The 16,416-nt window shown below is 61.6% G+C and carries 12 protein-coding genes; 3 read left to right on the top strand and 9 right to left on the bottom strand.

The features are described from left to right. The first annotated feature begins 109 nt into the window (after positions 1-109). The 3 genes from QYQ93_RS16440 (at position 110) to QYQ93_RS16430 (ending at position 1,898) form a co-directional block, all read left to right on the top strand. Positions 110-400, top strand: coding sequence for a DUF5629 family protein (locus QYQ93_RS16440; protein WP_338475055.1), 291 nt, complete (start codon positions 110-112; stop codon positions 398-400). Next, positions 387-1,562 (top strand): lactonase family protein, encoded by a 1,176-nt coding sequence (locus tag QYQ93_RS16435; RefSeq protein ID WP_043050893.1) that lies wholly within the window; start codon positions 387-389, stop codon positions 1,560-1,562. The genes QYQ93_RS16440 and QYQ93_RS16435 overlap by 14 nt, the downstream gene beginning before the upstream one ends. Positions 1,563-1,718: 156 nt before the next feature. After that, on the top strand, positions 1,719-1,898 hold the full coding sequence (locus QYQ93_RS16430; protein ID WP_338475054.1) for a hypothetical protein: 180 nt from the start codon (positions 1,719-1,721) through the stop codon (positions 1,896-1,898). Positions 1,899-2,380: 482 nt separating this feature from the next. Here the strand turns inward: QYQ93_RS16430 and QYQ93_RS16425 are convergent, their stop codons facing one another. The 9 genes from QYQ93_RS16425 to QYQ93_RS16380 all read right to left on the bottom strand — a co-directional run bounded on the left by QYQ93_RS16425 (position 2,381) and on the right by QYQ93_RS16380 (position 16,413). Beyond that, positions 2,381-2,974: a glutathione S-transferase gene (locus tag QYQ93_RS16425; RefSeq protein ID WP_338475053.1), complete on the bottom strand. Its 594-nt coding sequence runs from the start codon at positions 2,972-2,974 to the stop codon at positions 2,381-2,383. Further along, positions 2,971-6,609: an AAA family ATPase gene (locus tag QYQ93_RS16420; RefSeq protein ID WP_338475052.1), complete on the bottom strand. Its 3,639-nt coding sequence runs from the start codon at positions 6,607-6,609 to the stop codon at positions 2,971-2,973. Before QYQ93_RS16420 ends, QYQ93_RS16425 begins: the two co-directional genes overlap by 4 nt. Further along, positions 6,606-7,847 (bottom strand): exonuclease SbcCD subunit D C-terminal domain-containing protein, encoded by a 1,242-nt coding sequence (locus QYQ93_RS16415; protein ID WP_338475051.1) that lies wholly within the window; start codon positions 7,845-7,847, stop codon positions 6,606-6,608. Before QYQ93_RS16415 ends, QYQ93_RS16420 begins: the two co-directional genes overlap by 4 nt. Positions 7,848-8,258: 411 nt before the next feature. Continuing rightward, positions 8,259-9,811 (bottom strand): IS3 family transposase gene (locus QYQ93_RS16410; protein WP_124421718.1). Its coding sequence is split into 2 segments (ribosomal slippage): positions 8,259-9,349 and positions 9,349-9,811, totalling 1,554 coding nucleotides; the frame shifts between segments, so codons are not numbered across the junction. Positions 9,812-10,535: 724 nt separating this feature from the next. After that, positions 10,536-12,176 (bottom strand): BatD family protein, encoded by a 1,641-nt coding sequence (locus QYQ93_RS16400; protein WP_338475050.1) that lies wholly within the window; start codon positions 12,174-12,176, stop codon positions 10,536-10,538. After that, positions 12,173-13,912 carry a tetratricopeptide repeat protein gene (locus QYQ93_RS16395; protein WP_338475049.1) on the bottom strand — a complete coding sequence of 580 codons (1,740 nt, stop codon included), beginning with the start codon at positions 13,910-13,912 and terminating at the stop codon, positions 12,173-12,175. Before QYQ93_RS16395 ends, QYQ93_RS16400 begins: the two co-directional genes overlap by 4 nt. Beyond that, positions 13,909-14,997 (bottom strand): vWA domain-containing protein, encoded by a 1,089-nt coding sequence (locus QYQ93_RS16390; RefSeq protein WP_124400873.1) that lies wholly within the window; start codon positions 14,995-14,997, stop codon positions 13,909-13,911. Before QYQ93_RS16390 ends, QYQ93_RS16395 begins: the two co-directional genes overlap by 4 nt. Continuing rightward, positions 14,990-15,484, bottom strand: coding sequence for a DUF4381 domain-containing protein (locus QYQ93_RS16385; RefSeq protein WP_043051325.1), 495 nt, complete (start codon positions 15,482-15,484; stop codon positions 14,990-14,992). The genes QYQ93_RS16390 and QYQ93_RS16385 overlap by 8 nt, the downstream gene beginning before the upstream one ends. After that, complete coding sequence (locus QYQ93_RS16380; protein ID WP_043051324.1) at positions 15,481-16,413, bottom strand: DUF58 domain-containing protein; 933 nt, start codon at positions 16,411-16,413, stop codon at positions 15,481-15,483. Before QYQ93_RS16380 ends, QYQ93_RS16385 begins: the two co-directional genes overlap by 4 nt. Positions 16,414-16,416: the final 3 nt, after the last annotated feature.

The following is a 16,416-nucleotide window of genomic DNA, read 5'->3' as shown; positions in this document are numbered from 1 at the left end:
AGCCGCCCGGTGTATTTCCTCGTATTTGTAACCGGCGTGCGCGGCAAAGCAGGACCGCACTCGCTGCCCTGCGTTATCATCGAGGCTTTCCCGTAGATGATTGACTGCCATGACTGCCGACACCTTGACCACCGTCCTTGCCACCAGCGACATGCTTGAAATCGATGGCCTGCACGCTTTTGACTTCACGTTTGACGCCGAAAAGCTGCTGATCACCGCCATGGACGGCCGTGCGGAAAAGCGCTGGGCATTCAGCTCAGCCCAGGTGCAGGCGGCCACGTTTGACGACACCCTGCAAAGCTGGACCCTGACCGGTGATTCGGGCGAGCACCGCCTGATCTGCATGGGCGCCTTCACCGGCAACAATAACGATGAGGATGAAGCTGATGTTGATGCGTAAATTCTGGCCCCTGTTGATGGCGGGCAGCGTCGGTGCCATGTCGGTGCAGGCTGCACCGGCTGACACCTATGAACTGCTGGTAGGCAGCTACACCGCTGGTACCAGCGAAGGGATCTATCGCCTGCAGTTTGACAGCCGCACCGGCCAGTTCAGTGGCAAGCCCGTGCTGGCGGCCAAGACGGCCAACCCTTCGTGGTTGACGGTTTCCCAGGACCAGAAGTACCTGTTTGTGGTCAACGAGAACGGCCCGGGTCAGAAAGACCCGGTCGGCCGTGTCAGCAGCTACCGCATCGACCCGAAGAACTATCAGCTCACTTTGATCAACCAGGTACAGAGTCTGGGTAATGAGCCGACCCATTCCAGTATCGCCGCCGACGGCCGCCATCTGTTCGTCGCCAATTATTCGGTGCTGGAAGACCCGGGCGGCAGCCTGGCGATCCTGCCGGTAGACGGCGAGGGCAAGCTGTCGGCCCCGGTGCAGTTGAGCGGGCACCCGGCCAGCCGGGTGAACCCTGAGCGCCAGGCCTCCAACCATGTGCATTCGGTGGTGTCGTCGCCGGATGGCAAATATGTGTTTGTGCAGGACCTGGGCGCGGACAAGGTGTTTGTCTACCAATACGACCCAAAGGCCAATCACGAGCTGCCGCTGACCCCGGCCAACCCGCCTTCGGTGCAGTTGCCGCCGGGCAGTGGTCCGCGTCACTTGCTGTTCAGCGCTGACGGCAAGCACGCCTGGTTGACTACCGAGATGAGCGCCCAGGTCGCCGTGTTCGACTACAACGACGGAAAGCTCACGCAAACCCAGTTGCTGGACTATGCCGCCGGCCAACCGGTATCCGACAAGGCCGGTGCCGCGTTGCATGCTTCAAGCGATGGCAAGTTCCTCTACGTGAGTAACCGTGGCACGGCCAATCAGTTGCTGGTGTTCAGCATCGATCCGGCCACCGCGCACCTCAAGGAAGTCCAGCGCCGCTCCGTCGAAGGTGATCACCCACGCGAGTTCAGCCTCGACCCCAGCGGCAAGTTCCTGCTGACCGCTAACCAGAAAAGCAATGAAATCGTGGTGATAGAACGCGACCCCAAGACCGGCCTGCTGGGTAAAACCGTGCAGAAATTGCCGATCGATGCGCCCAGCGATATCAAGTTCCTGGTGCGTCAATAAGCCACAGGCCCCGCATTGCGGGGCCTGAGCCTTTGTATTAATTGCATTGATAGCAGCTACTGTTTCAAAGCATTTCTAAGGTCCAACCCTCGGGCGTAAGTTTGATTCCAAGGCCTCCAGCGGCCACTCAACCAAACGAACACAAGGGTTACCGCCATGAACTTGAATCTCTTCTCCATCATCGCTGCTTCTGCTGTTTCCGCCACCGTGGCGTTGCCAGCCGCTGCCAGCGTGGAAGTCACCGGCAAAAAATCCAGCGTCACGGCCTATACCCAGAAATACCTGCAACAGAGCGCCAACTTCTATGCCGCGTTGGATCACAAGAACCAGCACTAACGAAGATGAACCTGTGGGAGGGGGCTTGCTCCCGATGGCGGCCTTCGGGCCGACCAGGATCTTGGATCAGACCGAGTACATATCCATTGTTGCGGTAACGGCCACTAAGGGTTCCGCTTTTACAGCGGGTCACTTTTGGAAAAGAGCCCCAAAAGTAACCAAAAGGGCTCTTGCCCCACCACTCGGCACCTCGCCCAGGCTCGGTGTGCCCGTAATCCGCCATGGATTTGGGGAGCCGCCGCCACGCGCCATCCATGGCGCGGGGCGGCTAAACCGGCATCCCTGCCGGTTTACCCCCCAAATCCCTGTCGAATTCCGGCCAGCGTGGTTTAACGGGGCGCCTAAGATCAAGATCAGAAGCAGAGCAAGATCAAGAGCGGCTCGCTTCGCATCGTGGTTACTGACGGTCGCTACGTCAGAGTTGTGTAGATACCTATGGCTATCGGGGGCAAGCCCCCTCCCACAGTTTGATTGTGCTGGTTTTAAGATTTTGCCATTACTGCAATAAATAACGGCGACTCAAGAAACCGCTGCAACCAAGCCTGCAACCGCCGATAGGGCGTAGCCGCAAACCACTCTCGATCCACATGAGCAAACTGCCGTACAAATGGCGCCAGCGCCACATCCGCCAGGCTCAGGTGATCGGCGAGCAAATACTCCCGATTCGCCAGCAAATTCTCCAGCTTCTGCAAGAACACCTCGCCCTCGGCCCGATAATGTTCCATCGGTTGCTCCGGATAGCGTTCAGGGTACTTGTATCGATTCAAATAATGTTTGAACACCTGATCATTCTCGGCTATCAGCGCCAATACCTCAGGGTTGCCCTCGAGCAGCCAATCATCAGGATCGTGCTGTGCCAGGGCCCATTGCATGATGTCCAGGCTTTCTTCGAGCACTCGACCCTCCACGCTCAACACCGGCACCGTAGCCTTGGGCGACAGCGCCAGCATCTCGGCCGGCTTGGCTTTCAGGCTGACTTCGACAATACGCACCGCCACGCCTGAATAACGTAACGCCAACCGCGCCCGCATCGCATAGGGGCAGCGGCGGAACGAATACAGCAGCGCCTCGCTCACTTGACCTCCAGGGTGCTCAAGCCATTGCCCTGACGCTTGACCTGGATCTGTACCGGGATGCGCTCGTGCATTTCCTGCACGTGGGAGATCACCGCCACCTTGCGGCCCTGGGCCTGCAGGCCGTCCAGGGCATCCATGGCCAATTGCAGCGACTCAGGATCGAGGCTGCCGAAACCTTCGTCGATAAACAGCGACTCGATCTTCAAGGTACTCGACGCCATGGACGCCAGGCCCAGGGCCAGCGCCAACGACACTAGGAAGGTTTCGCCACCCGACAGCGAGTGCACCGAGCGCAGTTCGTCACCCATCTCGGTGTCCATCACCAGCAGGCCGAGCATGCTGCCGCCGCGTTTAAGCCGGTAGCGGCGCACCAGTTGGCGCAGTTGTACGTTGGCATGATGCACCAGCAAATCGAGGTTATAAGCCTGGGCGATCTTGCGGAAGGTGTCGCCGGTGGCCGAGCCGATCAGCGCATTCAGGCGCGCCCAGCGTTGCCACTCTTCGTAAGCCTTGGTGATCTGTTCGGTGAGGGCCTGGTTGGCGTCTTGGCGGCGCTGGTCTTCAGATTGACGTGCGCGCAGTTCCGCGCAGTGATTCTCGCCGTCGGCCAGTTGCTGATTCAGCATCGCCAGGCTGTTGTCCAATTGCTCGGCGTCCAGGTTGCCGTTGTGCAATGCCTGGTGTTCGGCCAGGCGTTGTTCACGCTCTTGCAGAAGTACCTTGGCCTGCTCGACGGCTTTCTCGCTGGCGTGCAGTTGCTGGCGCAGTTGTGCGACCTGGGCCTCGTCGAAGGCCAATAGGCGTGTCAGGCCGTCGTCATCCAGTTCGGGGTGCAACGCGCGCCATTGCGTGACGCGCGTTGTCAGGTCCTGTTGCTCAGCTTGCAGTGCTTGCTGACGTTCCTGCAGGGCCTTGAGGTCCGCCGCTATCTGCACCAGGGCTGTGTGTACGCTATGCAGTTGCTGGTTGGCGTCACTCTCGCCCTGGCGTGACTGCTCGACGCTCTGCTCCAGCTGTTGCTGCCAGTGTTCGGCGCTGGGATGCTCACCCAACATGGCGCTGAGTTTTTCCTGGATTACCTGTTGCTGCGCCGCCAACTCGTCGACCTGCAGAGTCAGGGCGTCGAGCTGCTGCTGACGGTGTTGCTGGTGGGTCTGTTGTTTCTCGATGGCTTGTTGGCGCTCTTGCTGTTCGGCCAGTTCATCACGTTGATGGCCTAGCTGCTCCAGGCGTTGGCTGACCTGTTGGTCGAGGCGCATGAAGGTCGTCGCGGGGTCGCTGCGCAGACCTTCAAGGGTGTCGGCCGGCAACAGGCCGACGAAGGCGTTGAGTTCTGTGTCGAGGCGTTCACGGTCGTTAGCCAGTTCGCGCTGCTGGTCCAGCAGCAATTGCCGGGCTTGTTGGCTGGCGTCCTGGGCCGCTTGCAGTTGTTGCTGCAAGCGCCCGGCGTTTTGTTGCAGGTTGAGCAGGGCGCTTTGACGCTGTTCGTCCTGGCTGATGCTTTGGGTCAGCTGTGCCAATTGTTGGGCCAGCCAGTTGCTGCGCTGGGCGACGCCCTGATTGAACAGCGAAGCGGACAGCGAATGGGCTTGCAGACTTAGTGCCAGGCCCTGCTGCTGTGTAGCCAGCTGCTCCTGTTGGCGCAGGAATTCCTTTTGTTCGGCGATCAGTCCGCCCACTTCACCGCGCAACTCGGTGAGTTTTTCCTTGAGGCTGTCCACGGCTTTCTGTGCCGTGGCTTCTTCGTTTTCATCATGGCGACCCAGGCTTTGCAGCAAGGCTTCGGGCTGGTGAAACGGATGCTCGTGGCTGCCGCATACCGGGCAGGGTTGGTCAGCCTGCAATTGCCCACGTAGTTCCTCGACGCTGGCACTGCGGGCCAGGCGTTGGCGCTCCAACAGTTGCTTGGTCACCGACAAGGCTTGCTCGGCAACACTCAGTTCGGCCTTGGTTTGCAGGCCAGCCTGGTTCAACTGTTCGCGTCGTTGCGCAGCGTCAGCCAGTTTCTGCGTCAGCGTGGCAGCCTGTTGATCCAGCTGTTGTTGGCTGTCCCACAAGCGCGCCAGGTCTTCGAAGGCGCGCTGTTGCTTGCGATTGTCTTGCAGCAGGCTGGCCAGTAATTGAATCTGTTCGGCCACTGCGTGAGGTTCGGCACCGGCCTCCTGATAGAGCAGGTCCAGGGCTTCACGCTGTTGGGTGAACTGTGCGGCGGCGGTGTTGGCACGCTCTTCGAGCTGTGGCAGTTCGGCCTGGCCTTGATTGAGGCGATTGCCGGTCAACATCAGCTGTTGCAGGCGGTCGCGGTAGGCATTCCAGGCCTCGCTCAAGGGGGCGAAGGCGGCGCTGTGCTCAAGCTCGGTGGCCAGGCGATGCAGGCGCTCGGCGACTCGGGCCTGCTTTTCCTGCAAACCCTCGAGCAGGGCCTGGCCTTCGACGCAGGCGTTTGCGTGCTGCTGTTTTTCCTCCGTGCGCTTGGCCAGTTCACGGGTCAAGTGGGCGAGGGTGTTTTGTTCTTCCACGGCCTGGCGTAGCAAGGGCGCGGCGTCGGCCTGGTTTTTCAGCGCGTCGGCCAATGCCGCGTGGGCGGCTACTTGCTGTTGTTGGGATTGTTCCTGGCGGACGTGCAGTGCGGCTTGCTGATCGATGTGTTGCTGAATCTGCGCGGCCAGTGGCGTCAGCAAGGTGTCGAGTTCTGCCTGGCGCAAGAAGTGATGGCGTTGCGGCGCCAGCTGGTCGAGGCGACCCAGGTCCTGGCGTTGCGGGCCTTGGCTGTCCCAGTGTTGCTGGGCTTGCTGCAGCTGTTCGACGGCGCTGAGCTGGCGCTCCTGCCATTCACGCAGTTCCTTGAGCCAGGTGTGCTGCAACTCCAGTTGCTTGAGCTGGGCCTGCTGGGTCTTTAGCTGTTGCTGGGCGTCGGCCAGCTGTTGATCCAGCTCGGCGCGGGCTTCGGTGGCCAGGGGCACTACGCCGGTGGCCTGGTCTTGCAGCTGTTTGTGGGCGTCCTTGGCGTCCTTGGCCTTGTCGAAGGCACGGCGGCCAAGCTGGGTGTACAGCGCGGTGTCGGTGAGCTTTTCCAGCAGTTCGCTGCGCTCATTGTCATTGGCCTTGAGAAAGGCGCTGAACTCGCTTTGCGCCAGCAAAACCGCACGGGTGAACTGCTCGAAGTTCAGGCCCAGGGCCAGTTCCAGCTGGGTCTTGTATTCGGTTTTCTGACTGGCCAGCAGTTGCTCGCTGTCCAGGTCGATCAGGCTTTGGCGGCTGTTCTGCAACTTGCCGCTGGCCTTGTCGCGGGCACGGTTGGCTTCCCAGCGCGCACGGTAGCGACGGCCGCTGACGCCGACGAAATCCACCTCGGCGTAGCCACCACCGGTACCGCGGCGAATCAGGGTGCGCGGGTCACCGATGGAGATATCGGTGTCGGCATCCGGCATCTTCGCCTGGCCGGTATCGCCCAGGCGCGGCACCGCGCCAAAGAGCGCCAGGCACAATGCATCGAGCAGGGTGCTTTTACCGGCGCCGGTCGGCCCGGTGATGGCGAACAGGCCCGCACTGGCCAGGGGCTCGGCGGTAAAGTCGATTTCGAACGGGCCGGCCAGAGAGGCAAGGTTTTTCAGGCGGATGGCGAGGATCTTCATGGCTGTTCACCCGCTTGTTGTACTTCCTGGAGCAGCACGGCGAAGTCTTTCAAGGTCTGCTCATCCACTTCACTGCCATAGTTGTCCTGCCAAGCGCGGCTGAACAGTTCCTGGGGCGTGAGCTGGTCGAGTTCGATCAAGCGCTCGTCGTCGGTTTCGGTGTTGCCGCGCTGGCCGGCGTATTCGGCGGCGATGCGCACCAGGCGCACGGCCTTGCCTTGCAGGGCGGTTTCGATCTGCTGGCGCAGGTCGGGTTGCGGCTCGTCAAGGCGCACGCGCACTTCCAGCCAGGGGTGGCGCTGGGTTTCGGCCAGCAGGTCGATGTCCGGCAACGCGGCCAGTTGCGTGAGGATCTCGGCCAGGGGCGCGGCTTCCAGACGTTGCAGGTTGACCGAGCGTGGAATCAGCAACGGCTCGACGCTGACCAGCCGCTCGCCCTGGAACATCACGTCGAGTACCTGGTGCTTGTAGCCGATTTCGGAAAACGACAGCGGAATCGGCGAGCCGCTATAGCGAATGCGCTCTTCGCCATTGACCTTTTGCGGCTTGTGCAAATGGCCGAGGGCAACATAGCCGACAGTTCTATCGAACAGGCTGGCCGGCAGCGCTTCGGCGTTACCAATGATCAGGCTGCGCTCGGAGTCTTCCGACACCGAACCGCCGGCCATATGCGCATGGCTGATGGCTATCAGCGCCTGGCCTTTCTTGCGTTTGGCGTTGGCGGCGGCGATCAGCCACTCATGCACCTGGCCGATACCGCGCAGGTAGTCGTCACCCAGCTGTGCACCGGTGACTTCCGCCGGGCGCAGGAAGGGCAATGCCAGGCACCAGGCGGCAATCTTGCCTTTGGCATCCGGCAAAGGGATCAGCAGGCGTTCGGCATCCAACTGGCCGTCGTCCAGCCACAACACCCGGCCCAGGGCATGGGTGCGCAGGCGGCGCATCAACGGCGCGGGCAATTCGATACGCGAACCGGAGTCATGGTTGCCGGCGATCATCACAATGGTCAGTTTCGGGTTTTGTTCGTGGGCGCTGATGATGAAGTCATACAGGCGCTCCTGGGCCTTGAGCGGCGGGTTGACCGTGTCGAAGATATCGCCGGCGATCAACAGCACATCCGGACGCTGGGCGTTGAGTTGTCCCAGCAGCCACTCAAGGAAACAGGCGTGTTCGAAGTCGCGTTCCTGGCCGTGGAGGTTTTGGCCCAGGTGCCAGTCGGAGGTGTGGAACAGACGCAAGGCGAACTCCGTGGAGAAGATGAAAAGGAGGGGAGTTTACCTGTAAATGCACTCGGGATGCCTGCGGGTGACCCAGATCTGATGTGGGAGGTAGCCAGCTTATCGGTCACTTACCCACCATCATCGGGGGAGCCTCCTCTTATCAAACTTCAAATAAGCTACTGATTTTAAAGAGTTAAAATTTAGTCTTAACGCCGGATATTTTGGCGGCGGCCCGGGATGCTGCGCGACGGCGCCACGTCGACGATGTGACCGGGTTGTTGGGTTGTTGGAGCGAGTACATATCCGTTGCTTAGGTAACGGCCACTATAGGTTCCGCCCTTACGGCGGCTCACTTTGCAAAAGCGGCAAAGTAAGCAAAACGCTCTTGCCCCCGGCGTTTTTCAAGGTAGTTGTCGCGTCAACCGTCTGCTATGCCGCTTTTTGTTCGGTCTGCTGTTCCCTATCCGGATTCAGCAGCACCGTTCCTACTGGTTCCCAGTTACGTGTTTGTCCTGACCACCGTTCAGGTCTTTTCCGGCGCTCCCGCTCATACAGCTCATGACGCAGCGCCAGTATCTGATGATCTTTCCCTCCATGGCGCTCTGATGGGGTGACGAAGCGGATCCGGCTGTGCCTGTGTTCGCTGTTGTACCACCGCATAAAATCCCTCACCCAAGTCCGTGCAGCGTCTAAGCTGGCGAAGCCTTCCAAGGGCCATTGCGGGCAGTATTTCAATGTTCTAAACAGTGATTCCGAATACGGGTTGTCATTGCTTACACGTGGACGACCGCGAGAAGGCGTGATACCCAGCTCATACATTTTGCTTAACAGCGTCACCGATTTCATTGGCGCTCCGTTATCAGAGTGCAATACCAAGGGCTCACGCAGGCACTTCTCATTGATCACGCTACGTTGCAACAGCGCAGCAGCTTTTTCACCACTTTCTTCATCATAAACTTCCCAACCTACCGCCTTGCGGCTGTAAATATCTTCGATCAAATACAGGTAAAAATACTTACCGCGTATGGGCGAAGGAAGATACGTGATGTCCCACGACCACACCTGATTAGGCCTCTGAGCTGCGTGCGTTGTCGGCATTACTACGCGCCGAGGTCGTCGACTACGACCTCTGTGGTGTTGTTGGCCGGCTGCTCGCAAGATGCGATAAAACGTAGCTTCCGACGCCAGATACCGTGCTTCGTCTGCCAGGCGCGGAACGATCTGGCTGGGAGGTAAATGGGCGTATAGCGGGCTGTTGCACAGGGTTACGATGGCTTGTCTTTCAATTTCACTCAGCGCATTACGCGGCTTGGGCCGCAAGGTGGTGGTGCGCGCATCGGCCTGTAACTCTGGCGCCTGAGTCCAGCGCTGCAAGGTTCGCAGCGACAGTCCAACCTCTTGGCAAGCGCGTAATTTTCGGGCGCCTGCGACGATGGCTTCAATCAACCAACCCACCAACAACTGCCGTTCCGGCAAAGAAGTCAGTTGTCCTCGCCGTCGGTCCCCCAGTAATCGTTGAGCTTTTTTCGCAGCACTAACAACGCTGCGGTTTCGGCCAATGCAGCGTCTTTACGGCGCAGATCGCGCTCCAGCTCCAGGATGCGTTTTTTGTCTTTACGCGTCTGCTCATGGTCAGCCATTTTTTGGATCTGCACCGCCTCTTGACCGCTAATACAGGCTTGACGCCAAGCATTGATCTGCTCGGGGTAAAGGCCGTTTCGACGGCAGTACTCACCTAATTCAAGTTGCGTCAGGCTGGCTGTTTCAATGACAGCGGTCAACCGGGCCTCAGCAGACCATTTATCAGAAAGCGATATATCTTCTGGCACTTTGCTTCCTTGGACACTGGCCATCTTGCGCCAGGTATACAGCGATACATCGCTGACCCCTTCACGGCGACAAACTTCGGCTACCGTCAGGTTCAGCGGGGGAAGCAACATCTTAAGCAATGTGGCTTTACGTTCGGGTGAATAGTACGTCACAACCTGTCTCTTTCCGCCCTCGGTATGCTTTTTTGGGGGTAAATCAGGAGAGGCGACAACTATCCTGACACCGGGGGCCCCACCACTCGGCACCTCGCCCGGGCTCGGTGTGCCCTCACTCCGGCTTGAATCCGTGGGCCCACGGCTTCAAACCTGCGTTCGGCCAGCGTGGTTTAACGGGGCGCCTGAGATCAAAAGCGACTCGCTGCGCATCGCAGATACGCTGGCGGCGCTTCTGCTTCTCTCGTAGGAGCGAGCTTGCTCGCGAAAAACCTGAGAACGCCGCGTTCTGTCTGGTTTCCCGCGTCATCGTTAACGACCTTCGCGGGCAAGCCCGCTCCCACAGGGGTACGCGCACGCTTCAACGATCAGGTCGGCTATAAGGCCGCCTCGCTGTGTTTTTGATCTCAGGCGGCCCACCAAATCCCTGTCGGATTACGGGCACACCGAGCCCGGGCGAGGTGCCGAGTGGTGGGGCAAGAGCGTTTTGCTTACTTTTGCCTGGGCCGGCATTCCGGCTTTTCAAAAGTGAGCCGCTGTAAAAGCGGAACCATAAGTGGCCGTTGCCCAAATAACGGATATGTACCCAGGACGAAAACCAACATCCTGCTCGGCTGTCAGGCCGCCACGGGAGCAAGCTCCCTAGTTTGCTGCGCGACAGCGTCACATCGAAGATGTGGTGGGGACTCCCACAGTTGATTTGAGTAGTGTCAGGGACCTTGGGTTATTTCGGATAGAGCGGCGGCAAGCTGGTGGTGTCGGTAGCCGGGTCTTGCCCGCGCTCGGCCACGGGGATGGCCTTGATCGCCCGCCACAGGTCGTCACCCAGCCAGTACTGGCCGCTTTCGCTGTACAGCGCACCATTCAAGCCATCCAGTGCATCTGACAATGGTACAAACCGCGCCGCCATGTCGGCCAGGGTTTCTGGCTGTTGCCTGGCCCAGGCGTCGAGGGCCTGGCGCGTAGCCTGGGGGTCGTTGGCCTGGGTGGCGCGCTTGAGGTCGTCGAGCAGAGTGCGTGGGCTTGGGCCGGTTTGCGCGGCGCGCTGCACGGCCGGTTGTCGGCGGGCACGCCACCAGAGACCGAAGCCCAGCAGGGTGGTGCAGGCCAGGAGCAGCGTGCTCAATTGCCACTGCCACAGGCGCTCATCGTCGGGGGCGGTGATGATGGTCGGTGTGGCAGGTGTATCCACCACCAGGCTTGGGTTAATCGCCACTTGCACGGTGCGCGCCGGCAGGCTGGTGCGCTCCAGGTGGTCTTCGTGGGTGTTCCACCACACCACTTCAACCGGCGGCAGTTCCAGGGCGCCGGCGCGGGTTGGGACCAGGGCTTCGCGGTCTTCACGGCTGCCGGTCAGGCCGCGGTCGCTGGTCTGGTTGCCGAGTACCGGTTGATCGGGATAGCGGCGCAGCCCATTGACTTCAGTGCTGGGCAACGCTGGCAGCTGCGCGCTGGACAGGCCTTCGGCCTTGACGGTGAGGCTGCGCGTCAGCGAGTCGCCGACTTGTACATGGTCGGGCGTGGGGTTCCAGCCTTCGTTCAAGGTCAGATTGCGTGCCGGCAGCCAAGGCGCGTCGGCGGGGTAAAGGTCTGGCTTGGGCTTGATCGTCAAGGGCAGGGCCGCGGAGCTGACGTGAATCATCTTGCCCGGCTTGGTGCCTTGCAGCGTGTTTTCCTGGGCCGGGCGCGACTCCACCAGCGTGGCGCTGAAGGTCTGCGCCGGAATCATCAGGGTGCCGCTGTGTTGCGGGTAGAGGGCGTAGCGGGTCTCGATCACGCCATGGCGAATGCTGTTGATGACCTTTTCATAGGTACGCGACTCGCCCAGTTGCTCGACACGGGCATCGGGAATCTGCAAGGGCGTGAGGCTGCTGTCGTCATACAGCGATACCGAATGATATACGCGCACGGTCAATAGGGCCTGGGCCTGGACGTACACACTGGTCTGGTCGAGGTTGACTTCGATAAACACCGGGGCCAGTTCGGCGCTGGTGTTCTGGCTGGCGGTTTCGACCACTTGCAGGGTGATCGGCTGGGTCTTGAGTGCGCCGACTTGCAGCGGTGGGATAACCACGTTGCCGTTTTCCTTGGGCAGCAAAGTGATGATCCAGCGCGTGGTGGCGTGGTTATCGCCGCCCAGGGTGGTGAGTTGGTTGATCTGGCGGGTGCCGCTGACTTCGAACTGCGCATCCAGGGGCGAGAGGTCGGGCTTGCCGAATTGGGTCACGTCGCTGGATTCCACCGTCAGCTCCACCGTTTCCCCGGAGTTGAGGCGGCTGCGGTCAACGCTGGCGATCAGATTCGCCGCCTGGGCGTGGCCTGCCGATATCGCGAGCAGGAGCAGAAGGGTGGTACGGCGGCTCATCGAGTTGTGTCCTGATGTTGTTGCTGTTCGTACCAGAATTTGCGCCGCAGCAGTTCGCCGGGATTGTCCGGGATCTCCTGCAGCCATTGCTCCAGGGCCTGGCGCCGTTCGCCTTCAAGGCGGGTATCGGCAGGGCGCAGGGGCGGCGTGGTGGTGTTTTCGTCGCCCAGTTCGCTGCCCGGCACTTCATTACCACCTGGCTGTGGCGCGGCGCTGGCTTGGGTTTCGCCGGTGGCGGCTTCACCCTGGCCCTGGGACGATTCCTCGCCAACCTGAGCCGTTTGCCCGCTGGCGCCCGGCTGTGCAGTTTGGCCGGGTTGGGCGGTTTCGTCATCTGCGTTTTTTGTTGGTTCGGCCGGCTCGGAGTGCGCCTGTGCTTGCATCAGCGTTTCAACCAAGGCTTTGTTTTTCAGCGCAGGTTGCAGGTCAGGCTGGGCTTCCAGGGCTTGCTCATAAGCATCGATGGCGGCCTCCAGTTCTCCAGCCTTGGCCAGGGCGTTGCCACGATTGTAGTGGGAATAGGCGTCGCTGCCTTGGGCAAAACGTTTAATGGCCTCGGTGTAATTGCCGGCTTCGTAGAGCGCCACGCCTTGCCATTGCGGGTCCTGGAAGCGTTCAGCGGCTTCGGCCGGGCGCTTGTGCTTGAGCAGGTATTGGCCTTGCTGGTCGGGACGCAGCCACAGGTCTTGCAGTTCAAAGGCATAGCTGGGCTGCGGCGCGCCCAATAGCAGCAACGGCAAGCAGAACAACCAGCCGCGCCGCCCGGCGCATGCAGCCAGCAGCAACAGCGGCAGGAGCAGCCAGTAGCCCTGGTCGGCCCAGGCATCCAGGAGCAGCAATTGGCCGTCGTCGCGCAGGACTTGTGTGCTGTCGAGCAGGCCGAGCTGGCGCAGGTCCTTATCATCCAGGCGCGCCGCCCGGTAGCGGCCGCCCATTTCGCTGGCGAAGGCCTTGAGGGTCGGGCTGTCGAGGCGCGGCACCAGGATCGCGCCCTGGTCGTCCTTGAGGAACTCGCCGTTTTCCTGGGTCACTGGCGTGCCTTCGCGACTGCCGATGCCGAGGATCGACAAGGGTGGTGCATGGGCGCTTTGCAGTTGCAGGCGGATACCTTGGCGTTCCTGTTTCGACAACGAAGAACCGACCAACAGCAAGCGCCCCTGGCCCAGGCCGCCTTGCTTGAGCAGGCCGAGGGCCTTTTCCACGGCCAGGTCCGCGCGGTGGCCGGGCTCGGGCATGATCGAGGGGCGCAGGGCTTCGAGCAGGTTGCGGCTGGTGGCCAGGTCATCCGAGAGCGGCACCAGGGTATGTGCGCTGCCGGCATATACGATGATGGCGGTCTGCGCATCGCTGCGTGCTTGCAACAAGTCATAAAGCTTGCGCCGCGCCTGCTCCAGGCGGTTGGGCGGGCTATCGGTGGCGAGCATTTGCGGGGTCAGCTCCAGCAGTACCACCAACGGGTCGGAGGGTTTCTGGCTGGACTGTTCCACTCGTTGCCAGCTAGGGCCAAGCAGCGCCAGTACGGCCAACAGCCAGGCAATACCGAGCACCACCCAGGGCGATTTGCTCTCGCGACCATTGCCACCACTGAGCAATACGGCATGGAAGGCCGGCGGCAGGATCATCTGCCAGCGCCCGGCGCGTTTTTGCCGGTGCCACAACTGCCACAGCAACCAGCCAAGCAGCGGCAACAGCAGCAGCCACCACGGGCGCAACCAATGCGGCCACAGGGCAATCATCGGCGCCTCCGCAAACGCAGGCGCTGAAGGCGCTGGCGCCATTCAGGGTGTTGTTGCAGGAAAATCCCCTTGCTCGACAGTTTATTGAACCCGCGTTGCAAGGCGTTGTTCGGCCAGCGCTCCTGGATCACCAGCAACAGGCTCAGGATCAGCGCCAGGGCCAACGGGGCGCTGTACAAGGCGTGGGCCGGGCGCGCTTGGGTCGGTTGTTGTTCGACGGGCTCGAGGGTGTCGAGGGTGTCCTTGATCTGTTGCAGTTCTTCGCCATCACGGGCACGGAAATACTGGCCCCCGGTGGCCTCGGCCAATGCCTTGAGCGCCGGCTCGTCAAGGTCCAGGCTCGGGTTCACACCGAGAATGCCCAGGGAACCGGTTTGCTCGGGGTCGGCACCGATGCCGATCGGGTAGATCTTCACCCCCTCTTCGGCCGCCAGGCGCGCCGCTGTCAGCGGGTCGATCTGCCCGGCGTTATTGGCGCCGTCAGTGATCAGGATCAGCACGCGGCTCTGCGCCGGGCGCTGGCGCAGGCGCTTGAGGGCCAGGCCAATGGCGTCGCCGATAGCGGTGTTTTTGCCGGCAATGCCGATGCGCGCTTCATCCAGCCAGGTGCGCACGGTGCGCCGGTCAAAGGTCAACGGAGCTTGCAGGTAGGCTTGCGTACCGAACAGGATCAAGCCCACTCGGTCACCTTCACGTTCTTCAAGAAAATCCCCGAGCAGGTGCTTGACCAGCGATAAGCGACTCACGTCGTCGCCCTGCCAGTGCATGTCGGGAAAATCCATGGAGCCGGATACGTCGACCGCCACCAGCAAGTCCCGTCCACTGGCGGCAACCGGCAAGGGTTCGCCGAGCCATTGCGGGCGGGCGGCGGCGATCAGCAGCAACAGCCACAGCACCACGAACGGCGCTTGCTGGCGCCAGCCGGGCAGGTTGGCGCGGGCGCGACGGCGGGCCAGGCCTTCGAGGTCGCTGAGGTAACTGACTTTCAACGCCGGCTCGCCGCTGTCGGCCACCGGCAGCACCAGGCGCATCAACCAGGGCAAAGGCAACAGGGCGAAGATCCACGGCCAGGCGAACTCAAACATGTTTGCGAATCCAGGTGTCGACGGCCTGGGTCAGGCCGGCGATGGCTTTGTCATCGAGTTTGCATTCGGGTTTGTAGGCGCCTTCCACCAGCACCATCCAGCGCGTCAGGCCGGCCGCGGGGCAGCGGTTATCCAGGAAGGCCAGCCATTTGCGCCCGTTGAGGGTGTGGCTCTGGCTGTAAGGGTAGTCGTTGCGACACAGGCGCTTGAGCAGGCCGTTAAGTTGCTGCAGCCAAGCGCCGGCGGGGGCGCCGTCGTAAGGCTTGGGCATCAGCGCCAACTCGGCCAGGGCGGCGATGCGCAACGGGTCCAGCGGTTGTTCGGCGCGGGCCACAGGGCGGCTGGTCGGCAGCAAGCGACGCAGGGACCACAGGCCCCAACCCAGCAGCGGGATCACCAGCAGCAAGAGCCACCAGCCCGGCGCCGGAGGCCAGAAACCAATGGCTGGCGGGGCAATCAGCGGTTGCAGTTGGTCCAGGCTGCTCATTGTTTTTTAACCGGGCGTTGCGGGTTGAGGTATTCGCGCAGTTGCTCGACCATTTCACTCTGGGTGCTCAAAGGCATCAGCAGCACGCGCAATTTCTGCGCGAGCCGTTCCCAGCGGGCGATTCGCGCCTCGGCCTGGGCCTTGTAGGCGTGGCGCAGGTCGATGTTCAGCGTGTCCAGTTCCAGCTGCGCGCCACGTTCGGCAAAACGCAGCAGCCCGGCGGCGGGCAGGGCGTGGTCCAGTGGGTCGGAGATCGGCAGCAACAGCAGGTCGCAATGGCGCGACAGCAGGCTCAGCTGTTGCTCGGCGCCTTCGGTGAGTGCGCGTTCATCGCAGATCACAATCCCCAGGCTGCCCGGGCGCAGCACTTCGCGGCCACGGCGCAGGGCCATGCCCAGGGCGTCGGCCTCCGGGCGGCTTTCGGTGTTCAGGCTCTGGTTGACCCGCACCAGGCGGTTGAGCAACTGCAGCAGGCTTTGCTTGCTGCGCCGAGGCTTGATCTCGTAGTGCTCGCTGTCGCCGAAGACCAGGCCGCCGACCCGGTCGTTATGCCCCAGCGCCGCCCAGCCGATCAGGCTGGCGGCCTGGGCGGCGAGCACCGACTTGAACATTTGTCCCGAGCCGAAAAACAGCCGGCAGCTTTGCTCGACCATGATGAAAATCGGCCGTTCGCGTTCTTCGTGGAATAACTTGGTGTGCGGCTCCTGGGTGCGCGCCGTGACGCGCCAGTCGATGGTGCGCACGTCGTCGCCGGCCTGGTACACGCGCACTTGGTCGAAGTCGACGCCGCGTCCGCGCAGCTTGGAGTGGTGCAGGCCGATCAAAGGGCTGCGCTGGCCCGGCGTGGAAAACAACTGCACTTCACGCACGCGATGACGCATCTCAATCAGTTCGCTGAGGGTTACGCGGATGCCATCGCCGGGGCTCATCGA

Source organism: Pseudomonas khavaziana, assembly GCF_036704165.1.
GTDB lineage: Bacteria > Pseudomonadota > Gammaproteobacteria > Pseudomonadales > Pseudomonadaceae > Aquipseudomonas > Aquipseudomonas khavaziana.
Note: the sequence above shows the minus strand (reverse complement) of the source record. Positions and strands in the feature narration are given on the sequence as shown.